We start from the raw sequence: 22,627 nt of genomic DNA, 5'->3' as shown, positions 1-22,627 counted from the left end.
CCTGCCTGTCACGCAGGGGGTCGCGGGTTCGAGTCCCGTCCGTTCCGCCACTTATCGAAACCCCGTGATGAAAATCACGGGGTTTTTGTTTTGTATGCCTACCTAAAATTCACTCTTAAATAGTTTTATATTACTTATTGAACTGTTACAAAACGAATAAGTTGAAAATACAAATATTCACTATTGAATAGAGTGAGAATAATACGTCTATTTCACTATGTAAGCCCTTTAGCGGTTTTTTAAGTTCACTACTTTAGTGAATCTAATTGCAGGGTATAAAGTAATGAGTGCCAACCCACATCGTTATGGAGAGAAAAAGCTAAATCAGTGGACTGGTGGCTATTATTGGGAGATTACTCGAGAATCTATGTGCAGAGTGCAGCTTGTTAAGCTTGAGTTGTCTTTTTAGTGAGTGTGATGCCAAGTAGTGCGCAATAGCTCGTATAGTTTTATAAAGGTTCATATAGAGGTAAAAGACTGCAAATAATCACCCATTACTTGATACATTAGAAAAATGCGGCGAAACGTAGAGCCGCTAGTGATGAATTTTATATAATTTCGATGTCAAAAATTCGTTTTAGAGCTTTTTTCCCGCTTTGGGTAAACATAACTTCACGATAGCCTGCTGTTTTTAATATCCATTCGTTTTGCTCAAAAGCGTGTAATAACGCAGCTCCGGCATTCCCACCTAAGTGCATACGCCTTTCGCTCCAATCTAAACAAGCACACGCCATTTTGCGTTTAGTATGCATTGAAATATTGATATTCAGGTTGTTAAATTGCTCAATACCAATAATAGATAATTTATTTTCTTTAGATGTAAACCAGCCATTTCTATCCATAAATTCATAAAGTTGAACGGCCACTTCGCCTGCTAAGTGATCATAGCAGGTCCGAGCTTTTCTAAGATGAACGGGCGTTGAGATGGGTGCCTTATATTCTAGTTTCATGGATACAGCCATCAGGGTTTCCAACAGTTCTGCAATATCTGAGCCAGCGAGTCGGTAATAACGGTGTCTGCCTTGAGACAAACAACTAATTAAGTGGTTATTCAAAAGTTTCGTTAAGTGAGCACTGGTTGTTGAAGGAGCAATATTTGCCGCAGCACTTAACTCTGTGGCTGTCCATGCCCTGCCATCCATTAGTGCGCAAAGAATACTGACCCTAGAGGGGTCAGCAATCGCAGAGGCAACCTTTGAAATGGATTTTTCTAAATACTCATTTTCATCAATGGGTTGGCTAATTTTATTTTTTATCATTAGGGGTATCCCATTTTTTAGTTACTTCTGAGGCGAGCTCATTGTTATCAGTTATGAGTATTAACCTATTATGATGATCACTATATTGAATCAGGATATTAATTTGGTGGTCTGCTAGGCACTGTGCTATAGCACCAAGTTCACCTGGTTGCTCTTGTTTTAATTTACGAATTACGGGCATTGAAATGCTTTCCACTTGTATGCCTGCTTTAGTCAGTGCTTTTTTAGCTTCTTCAGGTTGCGTTATTAAAAAGTGAGCATGGCTTTTTCCATCGATAGAAAATACTCCACCACCTTCTAGCCCAACGCCATGTTGTCCTAACGTTGTCGCCAATAATGCTAACGTACCTGCTTGGTTTTCAAGGATAACATGAATATTATACATTATGATTATTCTCCTTATCGAAGGAATAATCTCTTATGGCTTGTGCAACACGGATGCGGTAATGAGAGAAAACAGCGTTTTTTCCCTCATTTTGCGCACTTTGATGCATGAAATGACGTTTCCATTCCATAACTGCGGCTTCATTTTCCCACCAAGAAAGCGATAAAATTTTCCCTTCAGTGCCTATACTTTGAAAACGCTCAACTGAAATAAAACCTTCAATGTTGACCAGTTCAGACTTCAGTTTCGCAGCAAGTTCAAAATAACGCGCTTTTTGCTCAGGGATTGGAATGGCTTCAAAGATCACGGCAATCATATAATTCTCCTTAATGTAGAAAGCACCACTATAAGCTTTTCATTAAGCAATACTTCGATGGTGGACGAAATATTGAAGTAAATAGAGGAGGGATATTAAGAGTCAGGTTTACTTGAGGGATTGGTATAGGCTATAGCCGGCAACTGAGCCTGCAACGTCATAAGCAAAGTCGTGCCAGCTCCAGCCGGTTCCTTCAGGGCGGCTATCATAAAGCTCTTTCGCCGCACCAAGTGAAAGAGAAAATAACAGACCAAATTGGGCCGCATGATGATGCGACATATTTTGTCTGTCTGCATAGGCATTACCTGCTGCTGCCATTGCCGCGGAAAATGCAAAGTGCTGTGCTTTATCTTTACCTTTCCAGTTATCATTAGACCAATGGAAACCGCTACACCCTGTTGTTATGAACATCAGTGAGCTAATAATTAATGTTTTCATCATATTGGGCTTCATTAATTGGTTACCAGAATTGAAAAGCGCCACGTTGAAGTGACGCTTTTTTTAACCTATAAGATTCGACTAATGAGTCGATCAACACGTATGCGTCGCAGCCTACGAATTAATTTTTTCACTTTAACAGGATAAGTTTGGATACTATCTAACTCCCTGTAATGGTTAACGACTTTTGTATTCGTACGGATGCATTCCAATTCATGTTGGCGTTGATCCTGAAGTTGTTGCTTAGGATCATGAATTAAGACTGCATTTTCCAGATCTAAGCCCCATGCACGTGGATTTAAGTTATTACCAGTGATTAATTGCCATTGATTATCGACCCACATACCTTTTAAGTGATATGTATTATCACCGTCTTTCCAAAGCCTAACTGTCAACTGTTTGCTATCAATAAATCTCTGTAAGCGACTAACAAAGCGACGTAGGTTTATTTCGTATAGATAAGGAAGTGCGCCAATAATTTTGAAAGGCTCTTCTGGTGGAATATAAAAATCGTTAGCAGTTTTATCGCCAATAATAATTTCTACCTGTTTGCCATCACGCAGTAATCGGCTGATGATCCGCACTAATACGGCAGGAAGGTTAAAGTACGGCGTACAAATAGTCAGCTTATCACTGGTTGAACCCATTAAATGGGTGATCACACGGTTAAGATCGTTTTTCTTACCTAAGCCAACAAAAGGTGTTACAGATAATTCATCATTAGATGCATTACCCGTAAATTGGTAAGAAGAGCCGCGCAGTCCTAAACGGAATTGTTTTATTAGGTGCTTAAATTCAGCCGTTTTAGGGCGTATTTCTGTATTTAGACGATGAATAGCATCAGTAGGTAACAATGAATCATCAATGAATTTTCGCATTGATGCGGCTAGTTGGCTATTTTTAATAAGGTGATATCGGTCGTAACGATATTTTTCATGTCGTTGTAAATACACATCATTGATACTTGCACCGCTGTACAGCAGGGTATCATCAAAAAGAAAACCTTTTAGATGTAAGACGCCTAAAGCTTCCCGAGTATTGACTGGAATACCATAGATTGGAATGTCGACATCTGGATACTGTTGCGAGACATCGTAATACCAATCTGCATTAGTGGCATTTGCCGCTGCGCCGATACGCCCTCGTTGAGCTCGGTGCCAATCGACGAGAATTTTGATATCTAATGATGTATTAGCTTGTTTTGCCGCATACAGCGCATGAAGAATGTCCTTACCTGCGTCATCTTTCTCTAAATACAAAGCTGTAATGTAGATAGTATTTTGAGCGAGAGAAATTTGTTTAAGCAGTTCATCACGAAAATCTTCTGTCTTATATAGCGTTTTGACATCAGCAACATCTTGAGACAGTTTAGGCAAACTTACCAAATATTGTTGATGTTTTGCTTGTTTTAATTTTGACAACATCACAGTGTGAATTTTCTCTTATTAGTCCAATAGCAAATCGCTTTGCACACATTTTTAAGCGAATGATCCATGGATGATAGCATATTTAGTCAAACCATTTAGAATAAATTGCATATCTGTTTAATTTCCATGCAGGTTATGCTGAGCATCCCTACATTGTTAAAGATGAAGAGTGAGGTTCACGACGCCATCTTCAAATTGTACTTCAACCTCAAACCCTAATTTTTTCGCTAAGCTGATCATATTGCGATTTTCAGGCATGGTTATAGCGGTTAATTTTTTGATGCCATGGCCGCGGGTATAGTTAAGCAGTTTTTGCATAAGCTGATAGCCCAGTGTTTGCCCTTTCATATCGGAACGCACCAAAACAGCAAATTCAGCCTCTTGATTATCAGGGTCTGCCATTGCGCGAACAACACCAATAATTTCAGGGTTTGTGTTTTGGTTTTTTACTGCAACAAATGCCATTTCACGGTCGTAATCAATTTGTGTCATATTGGCGAGGTCATCATGAGTAAACTCACTGATCTCACTAAAATACCGATAATAGAGATCTTCTTTTGTGACCTGTTCGATAAAAGACTTCAATAGTGGCTCATCTTCGGGAAGTATTGGACGCAATAAGCAGCTTAAATCATCTTTTAAATGGATAGTTTCTTCTAATTCGCTTGGATAAGGGCGAATGGCGAGTCTTGAGGTTGTTGCGCTCTCACCTGAGCTGAGTGTCATGGAGACATCTAGCAAGGTAAATTCATCGCCAGAGGCTAATAGCGGGTGTATATCTAAGCGTGTAATATTTGGGCAATCGATGATTAAGTTTGAAACTCTTACTAATAAACTTGAGAGACCTAAGATATTTAGCGGTTCTAATGCGCTGCGCGATTTAATTTTATAGCCTTTGATAGCGTTAATAACAAGATAACGCGCGAGTGCCATATTTAACGGGGGTAAGGCTACAGCGGCTTGGCTTTCTTGTTGCCACTCAATTCCTCCTTCACCTAGCATTATTAATGGGCCAAATACTGGGTCTAGCTCCACAGCTATACGTAATTCTTGCGCTCCTGCACGGTTTGCCATGCTTTGCACTAGCAAACCTTCAATGCGAGCGTTCGGAAAGTTAGTGGAGACACGTTCAATAATTGCTTTTGCGGCATCTTCAACTTCTTTCGCATTTCTCAGATACAGCATGACACCTTGGACTTCCGATTTATGCACGATATCAGGCGAACGTAGTTTTAAAGCAACGGGGTAGCCAATTTTTTCGGCAATTTCAATTGCTTCTTCACTTGAATGAGCAATCCAAGTTGGCAAACTATGTAGTCCATAAGCTTTTAAAATAGGTTTAACTTCATGTGTATCTAAATGCAAGTTATTGTTTTTCAATGCTTGCTGAATATATTCATGCGCTTGTTGTGTATTAGCGGTAATCCCCACTGGAAGTGCTGGCGTCTCTTTTAACTGTTTTTGGTTGCGGCGGTATTCCACCATGTGCATATAGGCCGTAATAGCGCCTTCTGGAGTGCGATAAGTGGGAATACCCGCTTCACTAAACAAGCGGCGTGATTCTCGGGATGAATATTCACCACACCAATTAGTTAGGATCGTAAGCCATTTTCCACGAGGGTGCTGCTTGATAGTTTTGATAATTTTTTCTGCCATGGATTTGCTTTCAGTGATCGCACTGGGTGTGTGGATCAATAAAAGTGCGTCATGATCATGGCTATCGAGCATTTTGTTTAATACGTTAATATAGCGATCTACTGTGGAATCATCACCCAAATCAATCGGATTTTGTGTAGAGAGATCAAGTGGAAGCAGGGCGCTGAGTTCATTTTCGGTTTCAATACTGAGTTTAGCCAGCTTACCATTGCGTTGTAAAAGTTCATCCAGAGCCATAGCTGCGGGGGCTGCACCATTGCTCATGATCGATAAACGTTCACCCCGTAAAGGGGTCATATAACTCAATGTTTCAACAGCAGAAAACATTTCATGAGTATCTTGAACGCGTAAAAGCCCTGCCCGTTGAATAGCGGCATCATAAGCGGCATCCAAGCTGGGTTTTTCCCCTAAAAGTTCTTGAGCTTTACGCGTTCGACCACTTTTGATAACGAGAATGGGCTTGTTACGTGATGCACTACGTGATGACGATAAAAAACGCCTCGCATCACTGATGTTTTCAAGGTAAAGCAAAATTGCACTGGTTTTGCTATCACGGGCTAGATAATCCAGCAAGTCGTCAATATCAATATCGATACTATCACCTAGAGCGATAAAATAAGAAAAACCGATATCGCGATGCCTTGCCCAATCAAGCACCGTATTAGAAACCGCAGCAGATTGTGAAATAAAAGCCAATTTACCTTTGAGTATTGGAATCGGAGAGAAGCTGGCATTTAAACCTTGCCATGGCGCTAAAAAACCTAAGCTATTAGGGCCTAAAAGGCGAATTTGATATTGCTGGGCCACCTTTTTTAATTCATTAAATTGAATCGAAGGGGATGACAAGATAATCACAACTTTGCAGCCAACTTCACCAAGTTGCTGTAAACAAGAGATATTTCTCGAATGATGTGTACAAATTACCGCAAGGTCAGGTTTGAGTGGAAGCTTATCAATTGAGGGGTAGGCCAGCACTCCCAAGACAGAGCTACGATTTGGGTTAACAGGGAGAATCGGACCTTTAAAGCCGCTGGTGAGAAGGTTTTTCATCATAACCGAACCTGCACGGTTCGGGTTTTCAGAGGCGCCAATAACCACGATTGATTTTGGCCTGAACAAAGATTCTAACTGACTCACTAAACCCATAGAGATAACCCTTCGCTTGGTGAACGGTATAATCGTTCAAGAGATAAAAAGAGGCTAAGTAATACTTATGAATACTATGCCCTATCTTTTATATTGCGCTAGTTTATCCTGCGGATTTAATTAATTTATACAAGCACCTTCACGTTTTATGATGACGTTTATCCGAAAGTGACTATTTCTTGGAACTATTTACGAAAAAAAATGTGAAAATAGCCCCTAAAAATAGTTAGAGAGGCGTTGTGTTTAACACCATTTGTGCCACTGGGTGATGGGGTTTCCCCTCAAGGTATTTTTGGCGAAATAGACTAAAATGACTAAATAACTGCTGTGAAGCTTGGATATCACCAGCTAGCTCTAGCACGGTGGCGGCAACCTCTGCGGTGCAATGTTGTTCCTCACGGGATGGCGTGCGTAGCAGGTAGTCCGTCCGCGCTTTTGTGTTGATGGATAGCATTGGAATGTTATTGAGATACGGGCTCTTACGGAACATTTTGCGCGCTTCAGGCCAGGTCCCATCCAATAGAATGAATAAAGCTGGCTTATCAGAGATGCTCGGCTCATTTACGACAATACGATTTTCTTGCGCGTAGCTTTCAGGGAAAATGAGGTAAGGTTGGCGGGTATCATCCTGTAAAGCTGCTAAAAGCTGTGTGTCAGGAGCGGTTCTTGACCACTGAAAAGCGAGCGTTTCAGGTAGGACATCAGCAATCAGTTTTCCCGTATTGCTGGGCTTAAACACCTCACCATCAAACATGATTAAGCAAAATTGGCTTTTTGCTTGAGCAGACACCGTTTCTTGGCACAGACATTGTGGAACAGGTAACAAGCAATATTGGCAGCGTTTTACGCGACAGCCCCTTGCTTTAAAAGGTTTTGTCGATAAAGCGAGACGTTGCTGGCGGAGGTGATAAACGGCATTAGGTGTCATGTTTGATTACTGTTTTGCAGGCCATAAAATAAGCCGCATATTGTACGCAAAACGATTTCTATGCGATAGAGGTATATTCAATAACTTTTCGGTGAGATAATAGCGCGAATCGGTAGCGTAGCCTTGCAACATCATGTAATCTTCGCGCCATAGCTTAGTAGGGGATAGTGATGAACGACTCGAATGAATTTAGTGGTAAAAACGGCAAAGTAAAAGTGATGTATGTCCGCAGCGAAGAGCAGGACAACAACAAAGGTAATGATAAACGCCGTGGTGGTCGTGACGGTGGTCGCGATGATAGACGTGGCGGAAATGATAAGCGCGGTGGTGACCGACGTGATGGTGGCCGCCAAGAAAGAGGGGGTCGTTCAAATCGCCCTGAAGGTGCTCGACAAGACCGCCGTTCAGATAATCGCGATAGTGCACCGCGTGAGCGTTCTCCGTGGCGTACGGTTTCTAAACCTGATAGCGAAGAATTTGAAAATGACCATGGTGGGATAGTTGGTAAAAGCCAAATCGACCCTGAGCAACTGCGTAAGCAACGCCAAGAAGAGACCCGTATTTATGGTGAAAATGCGTGCCAAGCCATGTTCAAAAACCGCCCAGATGCTATTGTCCGTGCGTGGTTTTTGCAATCCGTCACACCCCGTTTTCGTGATGCCCTGAAATGGATGGCAGCAAACCGTAAAGCTTACCATGTTGTTGATGACGAAGAGCTATCGAAAGCCTCTGGTACAGAGCACCATGGCGGTGTGTGTTTTATTATCAAAAAACGTGGTGGCATGAGTGCGGATGCGTATTTAGAGCAAGCCGCAGAAAAAGATTGTGTATTAGCGCTGGAAGATGTCGGTAACCCACATAACTTAGGCGGGATCATGCGCAGCTGTGCTCACTTTGGTGTACAAGGTGTGATTTTACAAGATGCAGGCATGCTGGAATCCGGTGCGGCAATCCGTACCGCAGAAGGCGGTGCTGAGCATATTAAAGCTATCGATGCTGACGGTTTAACGTCCACGTTAGATAAATTCCGCAAAGCGGGTTACACCATTGTGACCACATCAAGCCATAAAGGCAGCCAAGATTTAGCGAAAGCGAAATTACCAGCTAAAATGGTGCTTGTTTTAGGCCAAGAAAGTGATGGTTTAAGCGATAGCACGTGGGATCAAGGGGATATGAGCCTATTTATCGGCGGAACGGGCAAAGTTGAAAGCCTGAATGTCTCTGTGGCTACAGGTGTGATGTTGGCACAATGGTGGCAGCAAAACCAAGTTAAATAATCGTTTTATCGATATAATTTCTAAGGCTATACGTTTTTACGTATGGCCTTTTTTCTAACTAAAATTTGATTAGTGAGCAAATAAATCTACAAACTCAGCAAGTCTTGGCACGAGAAATTCATTTTCTGGATAATTACATGAATAAGCTTCTAATAAATGATTAGTGAACTGAATGAGATCTAAACGCGTTAATGGTGTGGATTTAGTTACTATCATATATGCCGCAGATATTTCGTTTAAACTGATGCAGTATTCATAATAACCTTCTGTGATAGCTTGCTTAATTTCATCGGGGATTACATTAAAATTCAGGTCATTAGCATCCAATTTTAACTGCATATAAGTCTGAACATCGTCCAAAATATCGAATGGATAATTTTCTTGGTACTGATTAATGTAGTGGATGAGTTTTCCTCGGCATTGCTCTGTCTGGGCTTCATCCATGGTATTAATCAAAGTAAGTGCCCGACTGTTTTCAATCCAAGATTTCATGATTGCTTACCTGAGCGGATTAATGATTGCACCAGTGTATTTGATAGGAAGGAATGAAGCAAAAAATAACCCCACACCGAAATGTAGGGTTAAATTGAGATTAGTGAGCGCCGCCACCGTCTTTCGACCCAGCACCAAATGGCGGTTTAGCAAACCAGACGATCACCATCAGTAAAATAAAGATCCCCGCAGAGAGCCAGAAAATTTCATTTGCCGATAAGATCAGCCCTTGATCTGTAATGGTTTTCGCTAAGTATGCGGCACTTTGCTGCTCATTCATGCCAATCTGTGCCAATTCGCTGTACATATGCTGCGCATTTGGATTGTACGGATTGACAAATTCTGCAAGATTTTCATGGTGCATGGATTCTCTTTGCGTCCACATTGTCGTGGTAATCGAGGTACCAATCGCCCCTGCCAATGTTCGGGTAAAGTTAGATAAACTAGATGCCGACGCCATTTTTTCAGGGGGTAACCCCGATAAGGTAATGGTGGTTAATGGCATAAAGAAGCATGCAATCGCGAGGCCTTGAACAAATTGCGGCCAAGCTGCTGCTGCAAAGCCCATACCTGGTTCAAAGGTATAAGCACGCCAGTAGTAACAGACAGCATAGATAATAAAGCTGAATGTCACTAAATAACGCATATCAATGCGGTTACCAAATTTACCAATAATTGGTGTGATCAATAGCGGCAATAACCCAACGGGCGCAGAGGCTAAGCCCGCCCATGTTGCAGTATATCCATAAACCTCTTGTAACAATTGCGGGAGCAAGACGATAGTACCAAAGTACAACATATAGGCTAGGCTAAGGGATAAACAGCCAATGGTAAAATTGCGCTCCTTAAAGAGAGAAAGGTCAATGACGGGGTGATCGTCGGTTAACTCCCAGACAATTAAGAAAGCAATCGCTACAACGGCAATCACCGTCAACACAATGATTTCGGTTGAGTTAAACCAATCAAGCTCTTTCCCTTGGTCGAGCATGATTTGCAGTGCGCCAATCCCAACAACCAATAAAACTAAACCAATAGTATCAATGCGTTGAATGGAAATTTTTGTCTCACGGCCTTTTAAGGTGCGCATGATGGCAAAAATAATCGCAATACTGAACGGAACGTTGATGAAGAATATCCATCCCCAATGGTAGTTATCACTAATATAGCCACCAAGAATTGGCCCGCAAATTGGCGCGACCACAATGGTCATCGACCAAAGCGCCAGCGCCATACTGCGTTTAGCGGGGGGATAGTTATTAAGCAGTAGACTTTGGGATAGAGGGATCAGTGGACCCGCGACTAAACCTTGCAGCACACGGAATAAAATCAACATTTCTAGGCTGCCAGAAATGCCGCATAACCAAGATGTTAAGGCGAAGAGACCCGTTGACCATAAAAATAGCCGAACCTCACCAATACGTCGCGCTAACCAGCCAGTGATTGGGATAGAGATTGCATTTGCCACGCCAAACGAGGTAATCACCCATATTCCTTGGGAGTTAGATGCCCCTAGGTTACCCGCAATCGTTGGGATAGCGACGTTCGCAATGGTTGAGTCAAGGACTTGCATGAACGTCGCCAAGGAAAGGGCGACGGTCATCCAAGCTAGTTTTGAACCGGTGAGCGGTGCAGTCATGTCAGTTGCGCCCCCAATTATTTGTTCCCAGCGTTATTATTAATTATCTCAGTAACTATTTTATTCGCAGGAGACATATCCACCGCTAATGCAGATGTGTGGTAAGCTGGCACATCACGCATGCCTTTTGACAGTACTTTGCCATCTTTATTGAGAGTATCAATTGTCACTTCGGTGGATAAACCGATGCGCAATGGGCGTTCTTCAAGTTGCGCAGGGTCTAACGCAATACGCACGGGCAGGCGTTGTACCACTTTGATCCAGTTTCCACTGGCATTTTGTGCGGGTAATAATGAAAACGCGCTGCCTGTCCCCATATCTAAACCAACAACCGTCCCGTTAAAGACCACGTCTTTGCCGTAGAAGTCGGCTGTGACTTTCGCTGGCTGACCAATACGCATATCTGCCAGTTGCGTTTCTTTAAAGTTTGCATCAATCCACATGCCACTTGATGGCACAATGGCCATTAATGGGGTTGATGGCGTAATTTGAGAGCCAATTTGCACACTACGGCGAGAAACATAACCGTCTACTGGGCTCACAATTTTGGTGCGCTGTAAGGTTAACCAGGCATTACGAACTTGAGTCGCAGCTTGCTCAACAGCAGGTTGCTTTTCAATGGACGTATTGAGGACGATTGCTTGGTTGGCATTATATTGTTCAACTGCCATGTCTAAAGCGGCTTTTGCGCTAACGACGGATTCACGTGCGTGTTGCAACTCTTCTTTACCAATTAAATTGCTGTTGCCTAGTACTTCACGACGTTTTAGGTCATTTTGTAAACGACTCAATTCAGAGCGTTTCACATCAATATTGGCTTGTAGCTGGCGGCTGTTAATGATGTGCTGGCGGGTTTGACGAACACTGTTTGCTAATTCGGTTTTGGCTTTATCCAGAGCCAGTTCAGCGTCCCGTGGGTCAAGTTCAACGAGCACAGTACCGCTTTGAACAAAGTCTGTGTTATCAACGTTAACGGTCATGACGCTCCCAGAAACTTGAGATTGTATTTGCACTTGGTTACCCGCAACGTAAGCGTTATCCGTTGATTCATAATGGCGAAGGACTAAATACCAGTAAATGCCCCAACCCACGCCAATAGCGATAAAAATAAATGTTAAAAAGACTAAGGCATTTCTGCGCTGTCTTTTTTTATTTCGTTGGGGAGCTTGCGTTTGTTGCATTTCCTCGGGGGAACTCATACTGGTATTACTCCATTTTCGATGGATAAGGATCACGGTTGTTTCCAGTAGTTAGTCATAACCACTGGAAACTGAGACTACAAATGATTTTGCTGCTTGATGGGAATATCGTAAAGCATAAGGTGAAAGGATAATGAAATATTGCGGGCTGAAAAGTATTTTTTCGCCTTTAAGCCTCAGAATGCCTCAAATACATTAACCTTACAAAATAAATGGTTAATCTTTTATAGTATCCAGTTTTGTCAGTAGTTTACGCATGAGTTTATCAAGCTGTTGTTTTTCATCAGCATCTAAAACAGACCAAATGTCTGTCAGAGCATGATGTTGTGGTGGTAACAAGCCACTTAAAAACTCTGAACCTTTTTCGGTTAGATGCAAATGCAGGCAACGTCTGTCGTTGTGGCTTTCTTTGCGTTCAATCCAACCATTTTTTTCTAGCTCATCGGCGATACGAGTTGCATTGGTACGCGATGAACCAAGCGCTGCACTGAGCTCGGAAGGTTGGATACTACGTGAGTCTTTTGTATCTAAGATCATTAAGGCCATGAAGAGTGTTTCATTGATACCTTGAGCTCGTAGCATGCTATTACGAGATTCCAGTAATTTCCCATGAACATGCATACATAAACGCGTTAAAAGTATCTCTTGATACGGGATAGGTTTTTCGTGTGTATCTTGTTGCGCGACACGAGCATTTAAAAGCGCTTCTGTCGGTGTAAATGAACTTTCCATTATTTGGATACCTTATTAGTTTCAGTTGGTAAGATTACAACTGTCATCAACCATCTAAATGGTATATTAAAAGAGAGAATTAGCAATTATACTTAATTAATATCGATGATTTTATTTTGATAATGATACATGATTCATAAATTTTATGAATGTAATTTATGGGTTTCAGTATAGCGCAAAGTATATTTCTAGCCTATTTAAGTTTATTTGAACATAATTTAACCAAAATAAGCACAATTTACACATCAAATAAAATCATATAAAACAATATATAATCACTTCGCATTAACTCAATACCATTTTTTTTGTTACCCAATAATTACAACTTAGATAGATATTGCGATCACTTAGGTGTAAATACCTAGTTTCTATTTTTGTATAATTATCAATACTAATAATTGTTTTTGAATTAACAATTATTATACCTTTCTGGATAGGCATAGTATTTGTTTAACTGTGTCATTTGCTAACTTTTGCTAGGGTAATAATAACAATATATAACTATTATATTGAATCATTGATATTAATTTATTGATTATGCGTAATAATGATTAAAAAAAGGGATGGTTCCACTCTGAATATATTACCTATTTTTATGTGTTAACGTGCTGTCGATAACATTTAAGATAAAATATTATCGACAGCAGAAAAGGGAATAGCATTACTCTTCAGAAGGGGTAATCGTTGGGTCAAATCGGATACCGATGGCCCAAATTATTAAGCTCAAGGCGGTTAGGCAAACGCCTGCAATTGCCACACCCTCCCAGCCTGCACGTTCATAGGCATAGCCTGATAATAGTGAACCGAGTGCCCCGCCAATAAAATAACTGGTCATATACCCAGCAGTAAGGCGGTTACGCGCTTCAGGCATAATGCGGTATAAGGTGCTTTGGCTGGTTACATGGACGGCTTGAACTGCGAGGTCAAGCACCAGAATACCAATAATAAAGGCGACCAAGGAATGTTTTGCTAGGCCAATGGGTAACCAAGACAACAGCAATAAAACTAGCCCAACGGTCGTGATTATTTTCCCTTTGCCTTTATCCACAAGGTGACCCGCTTGAGAGGCCATTAATGCGCCCGCTGCGCCAACAAGGCCAAACAAACCGATAGTCCCTTCAGAATAGTTAAATGGCGGGCTCGCCAATAAGAACGCCATCGCGGTCCACAATAACCCAAAATTAGCAAAAGAGAGCGCGCCAAGTGAGGCTCTAACCGCCAAGACAGGCGTACTAAAAAATAAGCGGCCAATAGAGCAAAGTAACTGAAAGTAGTTAAGATTCGCTTTTTGGTGGTAGCGAGGTAATTTAATCGCTAATACAATTAATAAGATAATTAATAAAACGAATGCGACCCAATAAATTGCGCGCCAGCCACCGACCATTGCTACAGCACCAGATACCGTTCTCGCCAGTAAAATTCCCAGCAATAATCCGCTCATAATAATCCCAACCGCTTTTCCCCGCTTGTTGGGATGTGCAATAGAGGCCGCCATTGGGATCAGGACTTGAGCTACAACAGAAAACAGCCCTGTCAGAGCTGTACCTAATAGGATCTGCCAAATATTGGTTGAAAGCGCAGTAATGAGTAGGCCTGAAGCTGAAAGAAACGTCATGAATAAAATGAGACGTTTGCGTTCAAATAAGTCCCCAAGAGGGACTAAAAACAGTAAACCCACTGCATAACCAAGCTGTGCGGCAGTGACAATAAACCCTGCCATGTTGGTGGTCAGGTTAAATTGCGCTGCAATGGTGTCTAATAACGGCTGGGCATAGTAATTGCTGGCAACGACAAGGCCTGTCGCAATGGCCATCAATATAGTGAGGCCCGTTGTTAGCTCAGCAGTTTGGGTCTGTTTCATGTAGGTTACCTATTATTGGTTAGGTGACTACTATAAACAAAATTCATTACCTTGGTTTATTTCTTTTTGCCATTGATGCAAAAAAGCCACCCAGATTAGCAGGTGGCTTCAGTCATGTTATTGTGTGATTTACGCTTACTTAGCGGCTTCTTGTGCTGCTTTTACCCAGCCATCAAAAGTTGATTGGTGCGCTTTTATCCAAGCATTCGTGTGGCGTTGAATATCTGCTTGTGATGCTTCCCCGTTATGCATTCTTAAGTTTTGCGCATTGATATCGGCAATAGGCAGTTTCATCACTTCAAATAATTTTGCCGCGGAAGGGTTATCCGCTGCCCATTTTTTGTTAGCGACGATATGCATGGTATTTGGTGGGAAACCATAGTTTTTCCCGTTAGGTAGCTTCGTGTCTGTTTTTTCACCGTTTGGCATTGAAGAGAAAGGTACTTCTAGCCAGACGACATCACGACCTGGTTTGAGCACATCACTGATCCAGTATGGTGTCCACGTATAATATAAAATAGGTTTGCCTTCTTTATATCGGGTAATGGTATCTGCCATCATCGCCGCGTAGTTACCTTGGTTATGATCGACTGTTTTTTCAAGATCATAGGCTTTTAAATGATTATTGATGGCGGCTTCACATCCCCAGCCTGGGTTACACCCAGTTAAATCCGCTTTACCATTGCCATTTGAATCAAAAAGTTTGGCAATTTTAGGGTCTTTAAGTTGCTCAACATTAGTAATGTTGTATTTTTCTGCGGTTTTTTTGTCGATGAGGTAGCCTTGAGCTGCATTAACGACGTAATTACCTTGGCGATAGAATACCTTATCTCCACCAGCCGCGTCATATTGCGCATTATGCAAAGGAACCCAGCTGGTGGCTAAATAAGTCGCATCACCATTCGCAATGGATGCATACGCTACGTTATAGTCGACCTCTTTGATAGGTTGAACATCATAGCCGAGCTCTTCAAGGGCTTTAGCGACAATCAGGGTTTGGAATGTTTCTTCGCTGATCGTACTTTGTACAGGGCTAATTTTTATCCCTTTACCTGGTAGGTCGTTAGCGCCTGCCAATGGAATGGCAAATATGGTGGTCAGTGCTGATGCAAGAATAATTTTATGTTTCATTATATTGTTCCCTCTGTTTTATTTCGCAGCGAGCTTGGCCTTTATGGGAAGAGCCAAGTTAAGTGCCAAATGAATGGCACTCAGGTGAATGGCGGATGTATGGATTAATTGGCTTTTTTACAAAATGGGCGCATAACCAGCCCAATAGGGCCTTTTTGATACCAACGAATCGGTGCTTTACCTCGGGTATCTTGCCCCAAAGATTGAGTGAATCGGTCTAAAATGATAGCGAGAATAACAATACCGACACCCCCGACAGACGCGAGCCCCATATCAAGGCGACCGATCCCTCGCAATACCATTTGGCCTAAACCACCGACAGCAATCATTGAAGCAATAACTACCATTGAAAGCGCTAACATCAGCGTTTGGTTAACCCCCGCCATGATCGTTGGCATTGCGAGTGGCAATTGTACTTTAAACAGCATTTGGCGAGGGCTTGCGCCGAATGATTCTGCTGCTTCAATTAAGTCAGCAGGGACTTGCTTGATGCCTAAAATGGTCAAACGAATAATAGGTGGCAAGGCAAATATAATGGTGACGACGACGCCAGGCACATTACCAATACCGAACAGCATAACAATCGGTACTAAATAGACGAACGCTGGCGTGGTTTGCATTGCATCGAGTAATGGGCGGATGATTTTGGCTGCTCTTTCACTGCGCGCTAGCCAAATCCCCAGGGGTAGCCCTATCACAATACAAAATAGCAATGAGGTCAGTACTAGCGATAATGTCACCATCGCTTCCGACCAAGCACCAATTGCCCCGATGGCTATCATTGAAACAAAGGTGGCTACGCCCATTGCTCGTCCTGCTAATTGCCAAGCAAGTAATGCAAAAATGATAATGGCCACGGGAGACGGCAGCGAGGTGAGAAACTGTTCAAACCCACTGAGAATGAAATCGATAGGGGCTCGTATGCCTTGGAATACAGGACGAAAGTTGAGAACTACCCAATCGATGGCATGTGCAACCCATGAATCCAGCGGGATAAGCGTGTGCTGGAAGGGATCCATAATATTAAACTGATCAGGTACGATGTTATCTGTTGGTGCAGCATCAAGCCAATCGCTGGATCCTGCATCTGGTGCAGTATCTGCTGTGGATGAGCCACCCCACGGATCATCTGAAGCGCTTTGATCTTGTGCGGAACTTGCCGCCCACGGATCGTCAGATTGGGTTGTGTCAGGCGTCTGCACTGGCGTTTGCTCAACTTGAGTATCGGCCCACGGATCCTGTTGGTCGATGGTATTATCTTGATTTTGCTTACTCATTTGGCGTCTCCTTATCCAGTGCTTGTAGCAGCATGCCTTTCGAAATCACCCCTAAATAGCGATTTTTTTCATTCACGACAGGTACTGCGCAAGGCGCTTGTGCAATCGTCGAGATGACTTCATTTAAGGATGTATCACCTTGAATCGGCTCAATATCTGGCAAAATTGCAGCTTCAATCCCGGCTTTGTCGTGCAACGCTTTTTCTAAAGACTCAACGGAGACAACCCCTTCAAAGGTATGGCCTCGTGAAAGTAAATAGCCATGGTAACGGTCTTCATCATTTAGCACTTTTAGGGCTGAACGAGGGCCAAAGCCGGGCGCGATATGCAGCAGGGCATCGGGACGTCTTCGTGCAATATCTTTGGCACTGAACACTTGGCTAATATCAACCCCACGGAAGAAGGTTCTGACATAGTCATTAGCCGGGTTATTCAGTATTTCATCAGGGGTGCCGACTTGAACGACAACACCGCCTTGCATAATGGCGATGCGGTCACCAATTCGCATGGCTTCATCGAGGTCATGGGAGATAAAAACGATGGTACGTTGTTTATCCCCTTGTAAAGAAAGCAATTCATCTTGCATTTCTGTTCGAATGAGTGGGTCAAGTGCAGAAAAGGCTTCATCCATCAACAGGATATCAGGGTCATTGGCGAGTGCTCTGGCTAAGCCGATACGCTGACGCATCCCACCAGAAAGCTCATCGGGATATGAATTAGCCCACTTTTCGAGGTTCACTTGATTCAGGGCATCCATCGCTTTTTTATGGCGATCTGGTTTCGAAATGCCCGAAAGCTCCATACCAAATGCTGTATTATCAATCACATTCATGTGTGGCATTAAGGCGAAGGATTGAAACACCATGCTGATTTTAGTTCGGCGTACGTCACGCAGGGCTTTATCAGAAATATCAGAGATATCTTCCCCATCAATCAGCACTTGGCCGCTGGTAGGTTCAATCAGGCGATTGAGGAGGCGCACCAAAGTGGACTTCCCTGAACCCGAAAGCCCCATAACTACGAAGATTTCGCCTTCTTCAATCGCCAGATTTACATCTTGGACACCAACTGTGAGGCCTGTTTTTTCAAAGATAGCGTCTTTGTCCATTCCTGATTCTAAAAGCTTAAATGCGGAGTCAGGATTTTCCCCAAATATTTTATATAAATTTTTAACTTCTAATTTTATTGCCATATATTATTTACCCAATTTTCAATCAACAAAAAGAGTTGGAGCCCAAAATGAATAATGTCGATTCAATAATGATAGTCTTACCTATTTAGACCTAAACAGTGGCTATCGGTTGAAAATTATTAGGGCAGAAATTCCTATTTTAATTTAATGGGTTTATTCATTATGGTTTAAATTCAAATGCTCCTGATTAGATTATTAGTAAAAATTGCAAGCAATAAACCCTAGCATAATAAAAAGGGCTGACAACCCTTGGTTAAGCAGAATTAATCAAAAAAATGCGTGTGAAAAACGCTAAATATCATTTAAATAGAAAAATGAAAATAGCTAATATGAGTAAGGAAATGGAAAATATTTAAATTAGCTAACTAACTGGTGAGGCTGTGTTTATTTTGTCATAATTGAAAATAGAGAAATGAAGATGAGTAGATTAATGGGGACAAATTGTTGGCAACAATAATGCAATAAATTATGAATAAAAATAAATAAGGTAAAATGCTTTAAATATTAATTTAGTTAATGTATTTTTAATCTTGAAAATGGAAAAATGAAAATCATTGCCAGATTGATTCATTAAAAATGAATAATTGAACAGATATCCCTATAAAAAACGAACTGATTTGAGTGTTTTTTAGCCTGAAAAATACCCTGAAAAATAAAATCTTTATTATTCATCAGGGTATAGTAATCATTAACATCTTAAGCTAAATGTGAAATAAATTAATCAATTGATTAAAAGTTCCAGTCATCATCCTCTGTACTGACTGCTTTGCCAATAATATAAGAGGAACCTGAGCCTGAGAAAAAATCATGATTTTCATTCGCATCAGGAGATAATGCCGAGAGTATTGCCGCGCTTACATCAGTGACTGTATCAGGGAATAAGGCCTCATAACCTAAATTCATTAAGGCTTTATTGGCATTATAATGTAAAAACTTTTTGACATCTTCTGTCCAGCCAACTGAGTCATATAACTCTTGGGTATATTTCACTTCATTTTCATATAAATCGAATAACAATGAAAAAGTAAATTCCTTTATTTCTAATTGCGTTTTTTCATCATAATTCAAGAGTGACCTTTGGAATTTATAGCCAATGTAATAACCATGGATAGCCTCATCACGAATAATTAATCGAATTAAGTCGGCGGTATTTGTGAGTTTGCCTCGGCTCGACCAATACATTGGTAAATAGAATCCTGAATAGAATAAGAAAGATTCCAAAAAGACACTCGCCACTTTTTTCTTTAAGGGATGTGAATCGCAATAATAAGAAAGAATAATTTTAGCTTTATTCTGTAACGCATTATTTTCTTCACTCCAACGAAATGCCTCATCGACATCGCTGGTGGAACATAAGGTAGAGAAAATAGAACTATATGAGCGTGCATGTACCGCTTCCATAAAGCTCACATTAGATAAAACGGCTTCTTCATGGGGCGTTTGTGCGTCAGGCATTAAGCAGGGAGCGCCCACCGTGTTTTGGATAGTGTCGAGCAGTGTTAGCCCAGTAAAGACACGTATAGTCAGCTTTTTTTCTGCTTCAGTGAGGGTATTCCACGATGGAATATCGTTGGATAAAGGCACTTTTTCGGGTAACCAAAAGTTAGACGTGAGGCGATTCCAAACCTCAAGGTCTTTATCATCTTGAATGCGGTTCCAATTAATCGCCTTCACAGGGGCTGCGGATGTATTGGTGGTCATAATCTTATTCCTATCACAAAGTGCAAGATACGCAGCCGTCAACTTCAGTACCTTCTAACGCAGTTTGACGTAATCGTATGTAGTACAACGTTTTTATGCCTTTTTTCCAAGCGTAAATTTGCGCTCGGTTAATATCTCGAGTGGTGGCATCATCTTTGAAAAATAACGTTAACGATAATCCTTGATCGACATGTTGGGTGGCTACGGCATAGGTATCAATAATTTTTTCAGGGCCGATTTGATAAGCATCTTGGTAATACTCAAGATTTTCGTTATCCATAAATGGAGCGGGATAATAGACTCGACCAATCTTTCCTTCTTTACGGATCTCGATACGAGAAACAATAGGGTGAATGCTTGATGTGGAATTATTGATATAGGAAATGGACCCCGTTGGTGGAATGGCTTGCAAGTTTTGATTGTAAATACCATAGGTGATCACAGACTGTTTTAAGGCCTGCCAGTCTTCCCGAGTAGGAATTTCGATGCCCGAACGTCGGAATAATTCCTGCACGGTTTGTGTTTTTGGTAACCAAATATCGTTGATATATTTATCAAAATAGTCACCTGACCCATAAGTTGAGTGCTCAAAGCCAACAAAAGCGGTCTTACGTTCAATGGCTAATTGATTCGAGGTTTTAAGGGCGTAATAAGTGACGACATAAAAATAGATATTGGTGAAATCAAGCGCCTCTTCGCTGCCATAATGAATATGTTCGCGGGCTAAATAGCCATGTAAATTCATTTGCCCAAGACCAATGGCATGGGATTGACGGTTTCCATGTGCAATTGAGGGCACTGAGCGAATATCGCTCATATCGGACACGGCGCTGAGTGCCCTGACAGCGGCTTCAATGGATTGTGCAAAGTTTGGTGAATCCATCGTTTTAGCAATGTTCATTGACCCTAAATTGCAGCTAATATCTTTACCAATTTCTTGGTAGCTTAAATCCTCTTCATATAGGCTAGGGCGGTTAACTTGCAGAATTTCTGAGCACAGGTTGCTCATATTAATTCGCCCTGCGATTGGGTTGGCTCTATTGGCGGTGTCTTCAAATAAAATATATGGATAGCCTGATTCAAATTGAATTTCAGCTAAAGTTTGGAAAAATTCCCGCGCATTAATTTTGTATTTTTTAATCGCCTTGTTATCCACCATTTCTGCGTATTTCTCAGAGACGCTAATTTCAGACATGGGAACACCATAAACACGCTGAACGTCATAGGGGGAAAACAAGTACATATCTTCGTTATTTTTCGCTAACTGGAAGGTAATGTCTGGGATCACTACGCCAAGGGATAAGGTTTTTATGCGTATTTTTTCATCTGCATTTTCCCGTTTTGTATCGAGAAAACGCATAATATCAGGGTGATGAGCATGTAAATACACGGCTCCAGCGCCTTGGCGAGCACCCAACTGATTAGCATAAGAAAAGGCATCTTCCAGCATTTTCATCACAGGAACGACACCTGATGATTGGTTTTCAATCAATTTTATGGGGGCGCCCTGTTCACGTAAGTTGGTCATCATAAACGCGACTCCGCCCCCCCGTTTGGATAACTGGAGTGCTGAATTGACAGAGCGCCCAATGGACTCCATATTGTCTTCAATGCGCAATAGAAAACAGGAAATTAATTCGCCGCGCTGTTTTTTTCCGCAATTGAGAAATGTCGGTGTAGCGGGTTGGAAGCGCCCTGTAATGATTTCATCAACATACAACTTGGCGAGGGGTTCTGAACCTTGTGCGAGTGTTAGCGCCACCATGCAAACGCGATCCTCATAGCGCTCTAAATAGCGTTTGCCATCAAAGGTTTTTAGCGTGTAGCTGGTGTAGTATTTGAATGCACCAAGAAAGGTTTGGAAGCGAAATTTATGGGCATAGGCTTGCTGAAATAGCGCTTTTATGAATTCAAAACTGTATTGCTGTAATACGTCGTTTTCGTAGTAATTTTCTTGAACAAGAAAATCCAGTTTTTCTTTTAAATCATGGAAAAATACAGTGTTTTGATTCACATGCTGGCGAAAATAATGGTGCGCTGCTTCTTTATCTTTATCAAACTGAATATGACCTTTGCTGTCATATAAATTCAGCATGGCATTCAGGGCATGGTAATCAACTTCAGTATTATTTTGTATTGTATCCATTATGAAAAGCTCTCGTTGTGGGCACGTTGCCAGAACGTTTGTAGGCCATCTTTAACCGACTGAACATCTTTTGCAGTACCCAAGAGTTCAAAGCGATAGAGGTAAGGCACACGGCATTTTTGTGCGACGATATCCCCCGCAATAGCGTAAGCATCGCCAAAGTTGGTATTCCCCGCAGCAATAACACCGCGAATGAATAAACGGTTTTCCGCGATATTTAAAAACTGAATCACTTCTTTTGGCACTGCGCCTTTTGTTCCACCGCCGCCGTAAGTTGGAAGTAGCAGGACATAAGGTTTTATAGCAATCGGGCTCATTTCTTGTTGCCCTATTGGGAGGCGTGTTGCAGGCAAGCCTAATTTTTCAACAAACCGATGGCAATTGCCTGAGCGACTTGAAAAATAGATGAGTGATTCCGTCATTATGGG

19 protein-coding genes are annotated in these 22,627 nt (G+C 41.8%); 1 reads left to right on the top strand and 18 read right to left on the bottom strand.

Translation table 11 applies throughout. The annotated features are described in order from the left end of the window. Nucleotides 1–548 precede the first annotated feature (548 nt). The 7 genes from ABWP91_RS14805 to ABWP91_RS14775 all read right to left on the bottom strand — a co-directional run bounded on the left by ABWP91_RS14805 (nucleotide 549) and on the right by ABWP91_RS14775 (nucleotide 7,555). A complete protein-coding gene (locus ABWP91_RS14805; RefSeq protein ID WP_353243880.1) occupies nucleotides 549–1,259 on the bottom strand; it encodes an ArsR/SmtB family transcription factor in 711 nt (236 codons plus the stop codon). Beyond that, nucleotides 1,246–1,644, bottom strand: coding sequence for an ACT domain-containing protein (locus ABWP91_RS14800; RefSeq protein ID WP_353243879.1), 399 nt, complete (start codon nucleotides 1,642–1,644; stop codon nucleotides 1,246–1,248). The genes ABWP91_RS14805 and ABWP91_RS14800 overlap by 14 nt, the downstream gene beginning before the upstream one ends. Beyond that, the gene (locus tag ABWP91_RS14795) at nucleotides 1,637–1,960 is read right to left on the bottom strand and encodes an antibiotic biosynthesis monooxygenase family protein (protein ID WP_353243878.1); all 324 of its coding nucleotides are present in this window, start codon (nucleotides 1,958–1,960) and stop codon (nucleotides 1,637–1,639) included. Before ABWP91_RS14795 ends, ABWP91_RS14800 begins: the two co-directional genes overlap by 8 nt. Nucleotides 1,961–2,068: 108 nt before the next feature. Next, nucleotides 2,069–2,401, bottom strand: coding sequence for a YfiM family lipoprotein (locus ABWP91_RS14790; RefSeq protein ID WP_353243877.1), 333 nt, complete (start codon nucleotides 2,399–2,401; stop codon nucleotides 2,069–2,071). 65 nt (nucleotides 2,402–2,466) lie between these two features. Continuing rightward, entirely contained in the window at nucleotides 2,467–3,822 is a 1,356-nt protein-coding gene (pssA, locus tag ABWP91_RS14785; protein ID WP_353243876.1) for a CDP-diacylglycerol--serine O-phosphatidyltransferase, read from the bottom strand. A gap of 159 nt (nucleotides 3,823–3,981) precedes the next feature. Further along, entirely contained in the window at nucleotides 3,982–6,627 is a 2,646-nt protein-coding gene (locus ABWP91_RS14780) for a bifunctional acetate--CoA ligase family protein/GNAT family N-acetyltransferase (protein WP_353243875.1), read from the bottom strand. A gap of 226 nt (nucleotides 6,628–6,853) precedes the next feature. Next, nucleotides 6,854–7,555: a tRNA-uridine aminocarboxypropyltransferase gene (locus ABWP91_RS14775; RefSeq protein WP_353243874.1), complete on the bottom strand. Its 702-nt coding sequence runs from the start codon at nucleotides 7,553–7,555 to the stop codon at nucleotides 6,854–6,856. A 170-nt stretch (nucleotides 7,556–7,725) separates the two neighbouring features. Between ABWP91_RS14775 and ABWP91_RS14770 the strand changes: the two genes are divergently transcribed. Next, the gene (locus ABWP91_RS14770; RefSeq protein ID WP_353243873.1) at nucleotides 7,726–8,832 is read left to right on the top strand and encodes a tRNA/rRNA methyltransferase; all 1,107 of its coding nucleotides are present in this window, start codon (nucleotides 7,726–7,728) and stop codon (nucleotides 8,830–8,832) included. 69 nt (nucleotides 8,833–8,901) lie between these two features. On the opposite strand, the gene ABWP91_RS14765 is transcribed toward ABWP91_RS14770, so the two are convergent. The 11 genes from ABWP91_RS14765 to nrdI all read right to left on the bottom strand — a co-directional run bounded on the left by ABWP91_RS14765 (nucleotide 8,902) and on the right by nrdI (nucleotide 22,621). Further along, nucleotides 8,902–9,324 (bottom strand): hypothetical protein, encoded by a 423-nt coding sequence (locus tag ABWP91_RS14765; RefSeq protein WP_353243872.1) that lies wholly within the window; start codon nucleotides 9,322–9,324, stop codon nucleotides 8,902–8,904. 100 nt (nucleotides 9,325–9,424) lie between these two features. Continuing rightward, nucleotides 9,425–10,960, bottom strand: a complete 1,536-nt coding sequence (emrB, locus tag ABWP91_RS14760; RefSeq protein WP_353243871.1) for a multidrug efflux MFS transporter permease subunit EmrB — start codon at nucleotides 10,958–10,960, stop codon at nucleotides 9,425–9,427. Nucleotides 10,961–10,977: 17 nt separating this feature from the next. Beyond that, complete coding sequence (gene emrA / locus ABWP91_RS14755) at nucleotides 10,978–12,159, bottom strand: multidrug efflux MFS transporter periplasmic adaptor subunit EmrA (protein ID WP_353243870.1); 1,182 nt, start codon at nucleotides 12,157–12,159, stop codon at nucleotides 10,978–10,980. A gap of 216 nt (nucleotides 12,160–12,375) precedes the next feature. Beyond that, the gene (mprA, locus tag ABWP91_RS14750; protein WP_353243869.1) at nucleotides 12,376–12,891 is read right to left on the bottom strand and encodes a transcriptional repressor MprA; all 516 of its coding nucleotides are present in this window, start codon (nucleotides 12,889–12,891) and stop codon (nucleotides 12,376–12,378) included. A 661-nt stretch (nucleotides 12,892–13,552) separates the two neighbouring features. Beyond that, a complete protein-coding gene (locus ABWP91_RS14745) occupies nucleotides 13,553–14,752 on the bottom strand; it encodes an MFS transporter (RefSeq protein ID WP_353243868.1) in 1,200 nt (399 codons plus the stop codon). A gap of 135 nt (nucleotides 14,753–14,887) precedes the next feature. Then, the gene (proX, locus tag ABWP91_RS14740) at nucleotides 14,888–15,883 is read right to left on the bottom strand and encodes a glycine betaine/L-proline ABC transporter substrate-binding protein ProX (protein ID WP_353243867.1); all 996 of its coding nucleotides are present in this window, start codon (nucleotides 15,881–15,883) and stop codon (nucleotides 14,888–14,890) included. Between the two features lie 104 nt (nucleotides 15,884–15,987). Continuing rightward, nucleotides 15,988–17,160 (bottom strand): glycine betaine/L-proline ABC transporter permease ProW, encoded by a 1,173-nt coding sequence (gene proW / locus ABWP91_RS14735; protein WP_353243866.1) that lies wholly within the window; start codon nucleotides 17,158–17,160, stop codon nucleotides 15,988–15,990. Beyond that, on the bottom strand, nucleotides 17,153–18,352 hold the full coding sequence (gene proV / locus ABWP91_RS14730) for a glycine betaine/L-proline ABC transporter ATP-binding protein ProV (protein WP_353243865.1): 1,200 nt from the start codon (nucleotides 18,350–18,352) through the stop codon (nucleotides 17,153–17,155). The genes proW and proV overlap by 8 nt, the downstream gene beginning before the upstream one ends. 729 nt (nucleotides 18,353–19,081) lie before the next feature. After that, nucleotides 19,082–20,053, bottom strand: a complete 972-nt coding sequence (gene nrdF, locus ABWP91_RS14725; RefSeq protein ID WP_353243864.1) for a class 1b ribonucleoside-diphosphate reductase subunit beta — start codon at nucleotides 20,051–20,053, stop codon at nucleotides 19,082–19,084. Between the two features lie 13 nt (nucleotides 20,054–20,066). Continuing rightward, complete coding sequence (nrdE, locus tag ABWP91_RS14720) at nucleotides 20,067–22,199, bottom strand: class 1b ribonucleoside-diphosphate reductase subunit alpha (protein WP_353243863.1); 2,133 nt, start codon at nucleotides 22,197–22,199, stop codon at nucleotides 20,067–20,069. Beyond that, entirely contained in the window at nucleotides 22,199–22,621 is a 423-nt protein-coding gene (gene nrdI / locus ABWP91_RS14715; RefSeq protein ID WP_353243862.1) for a class Ib ribonucleoside-diphosphate reductase assembly flavoprotein NrdI, read from the bottom strand. Before nrdI ends, nrdE begins: the two co-directional genes overlap by 1 nt. Between the last annotated feature and the right edge of the window lie 6 nt (nucleotides 22,622–22,627).

The organism is Providencia sp. (assembly GCF_040396775.1).
GTDB lineage: Bacteria > Pseudomonadota > Gammaproteobacteria > Enterobacterales > Enterobacteriaceae > Providencia.
This window is presented reverse-complemented; position numbering and strand designations above follow the sequence as displayed.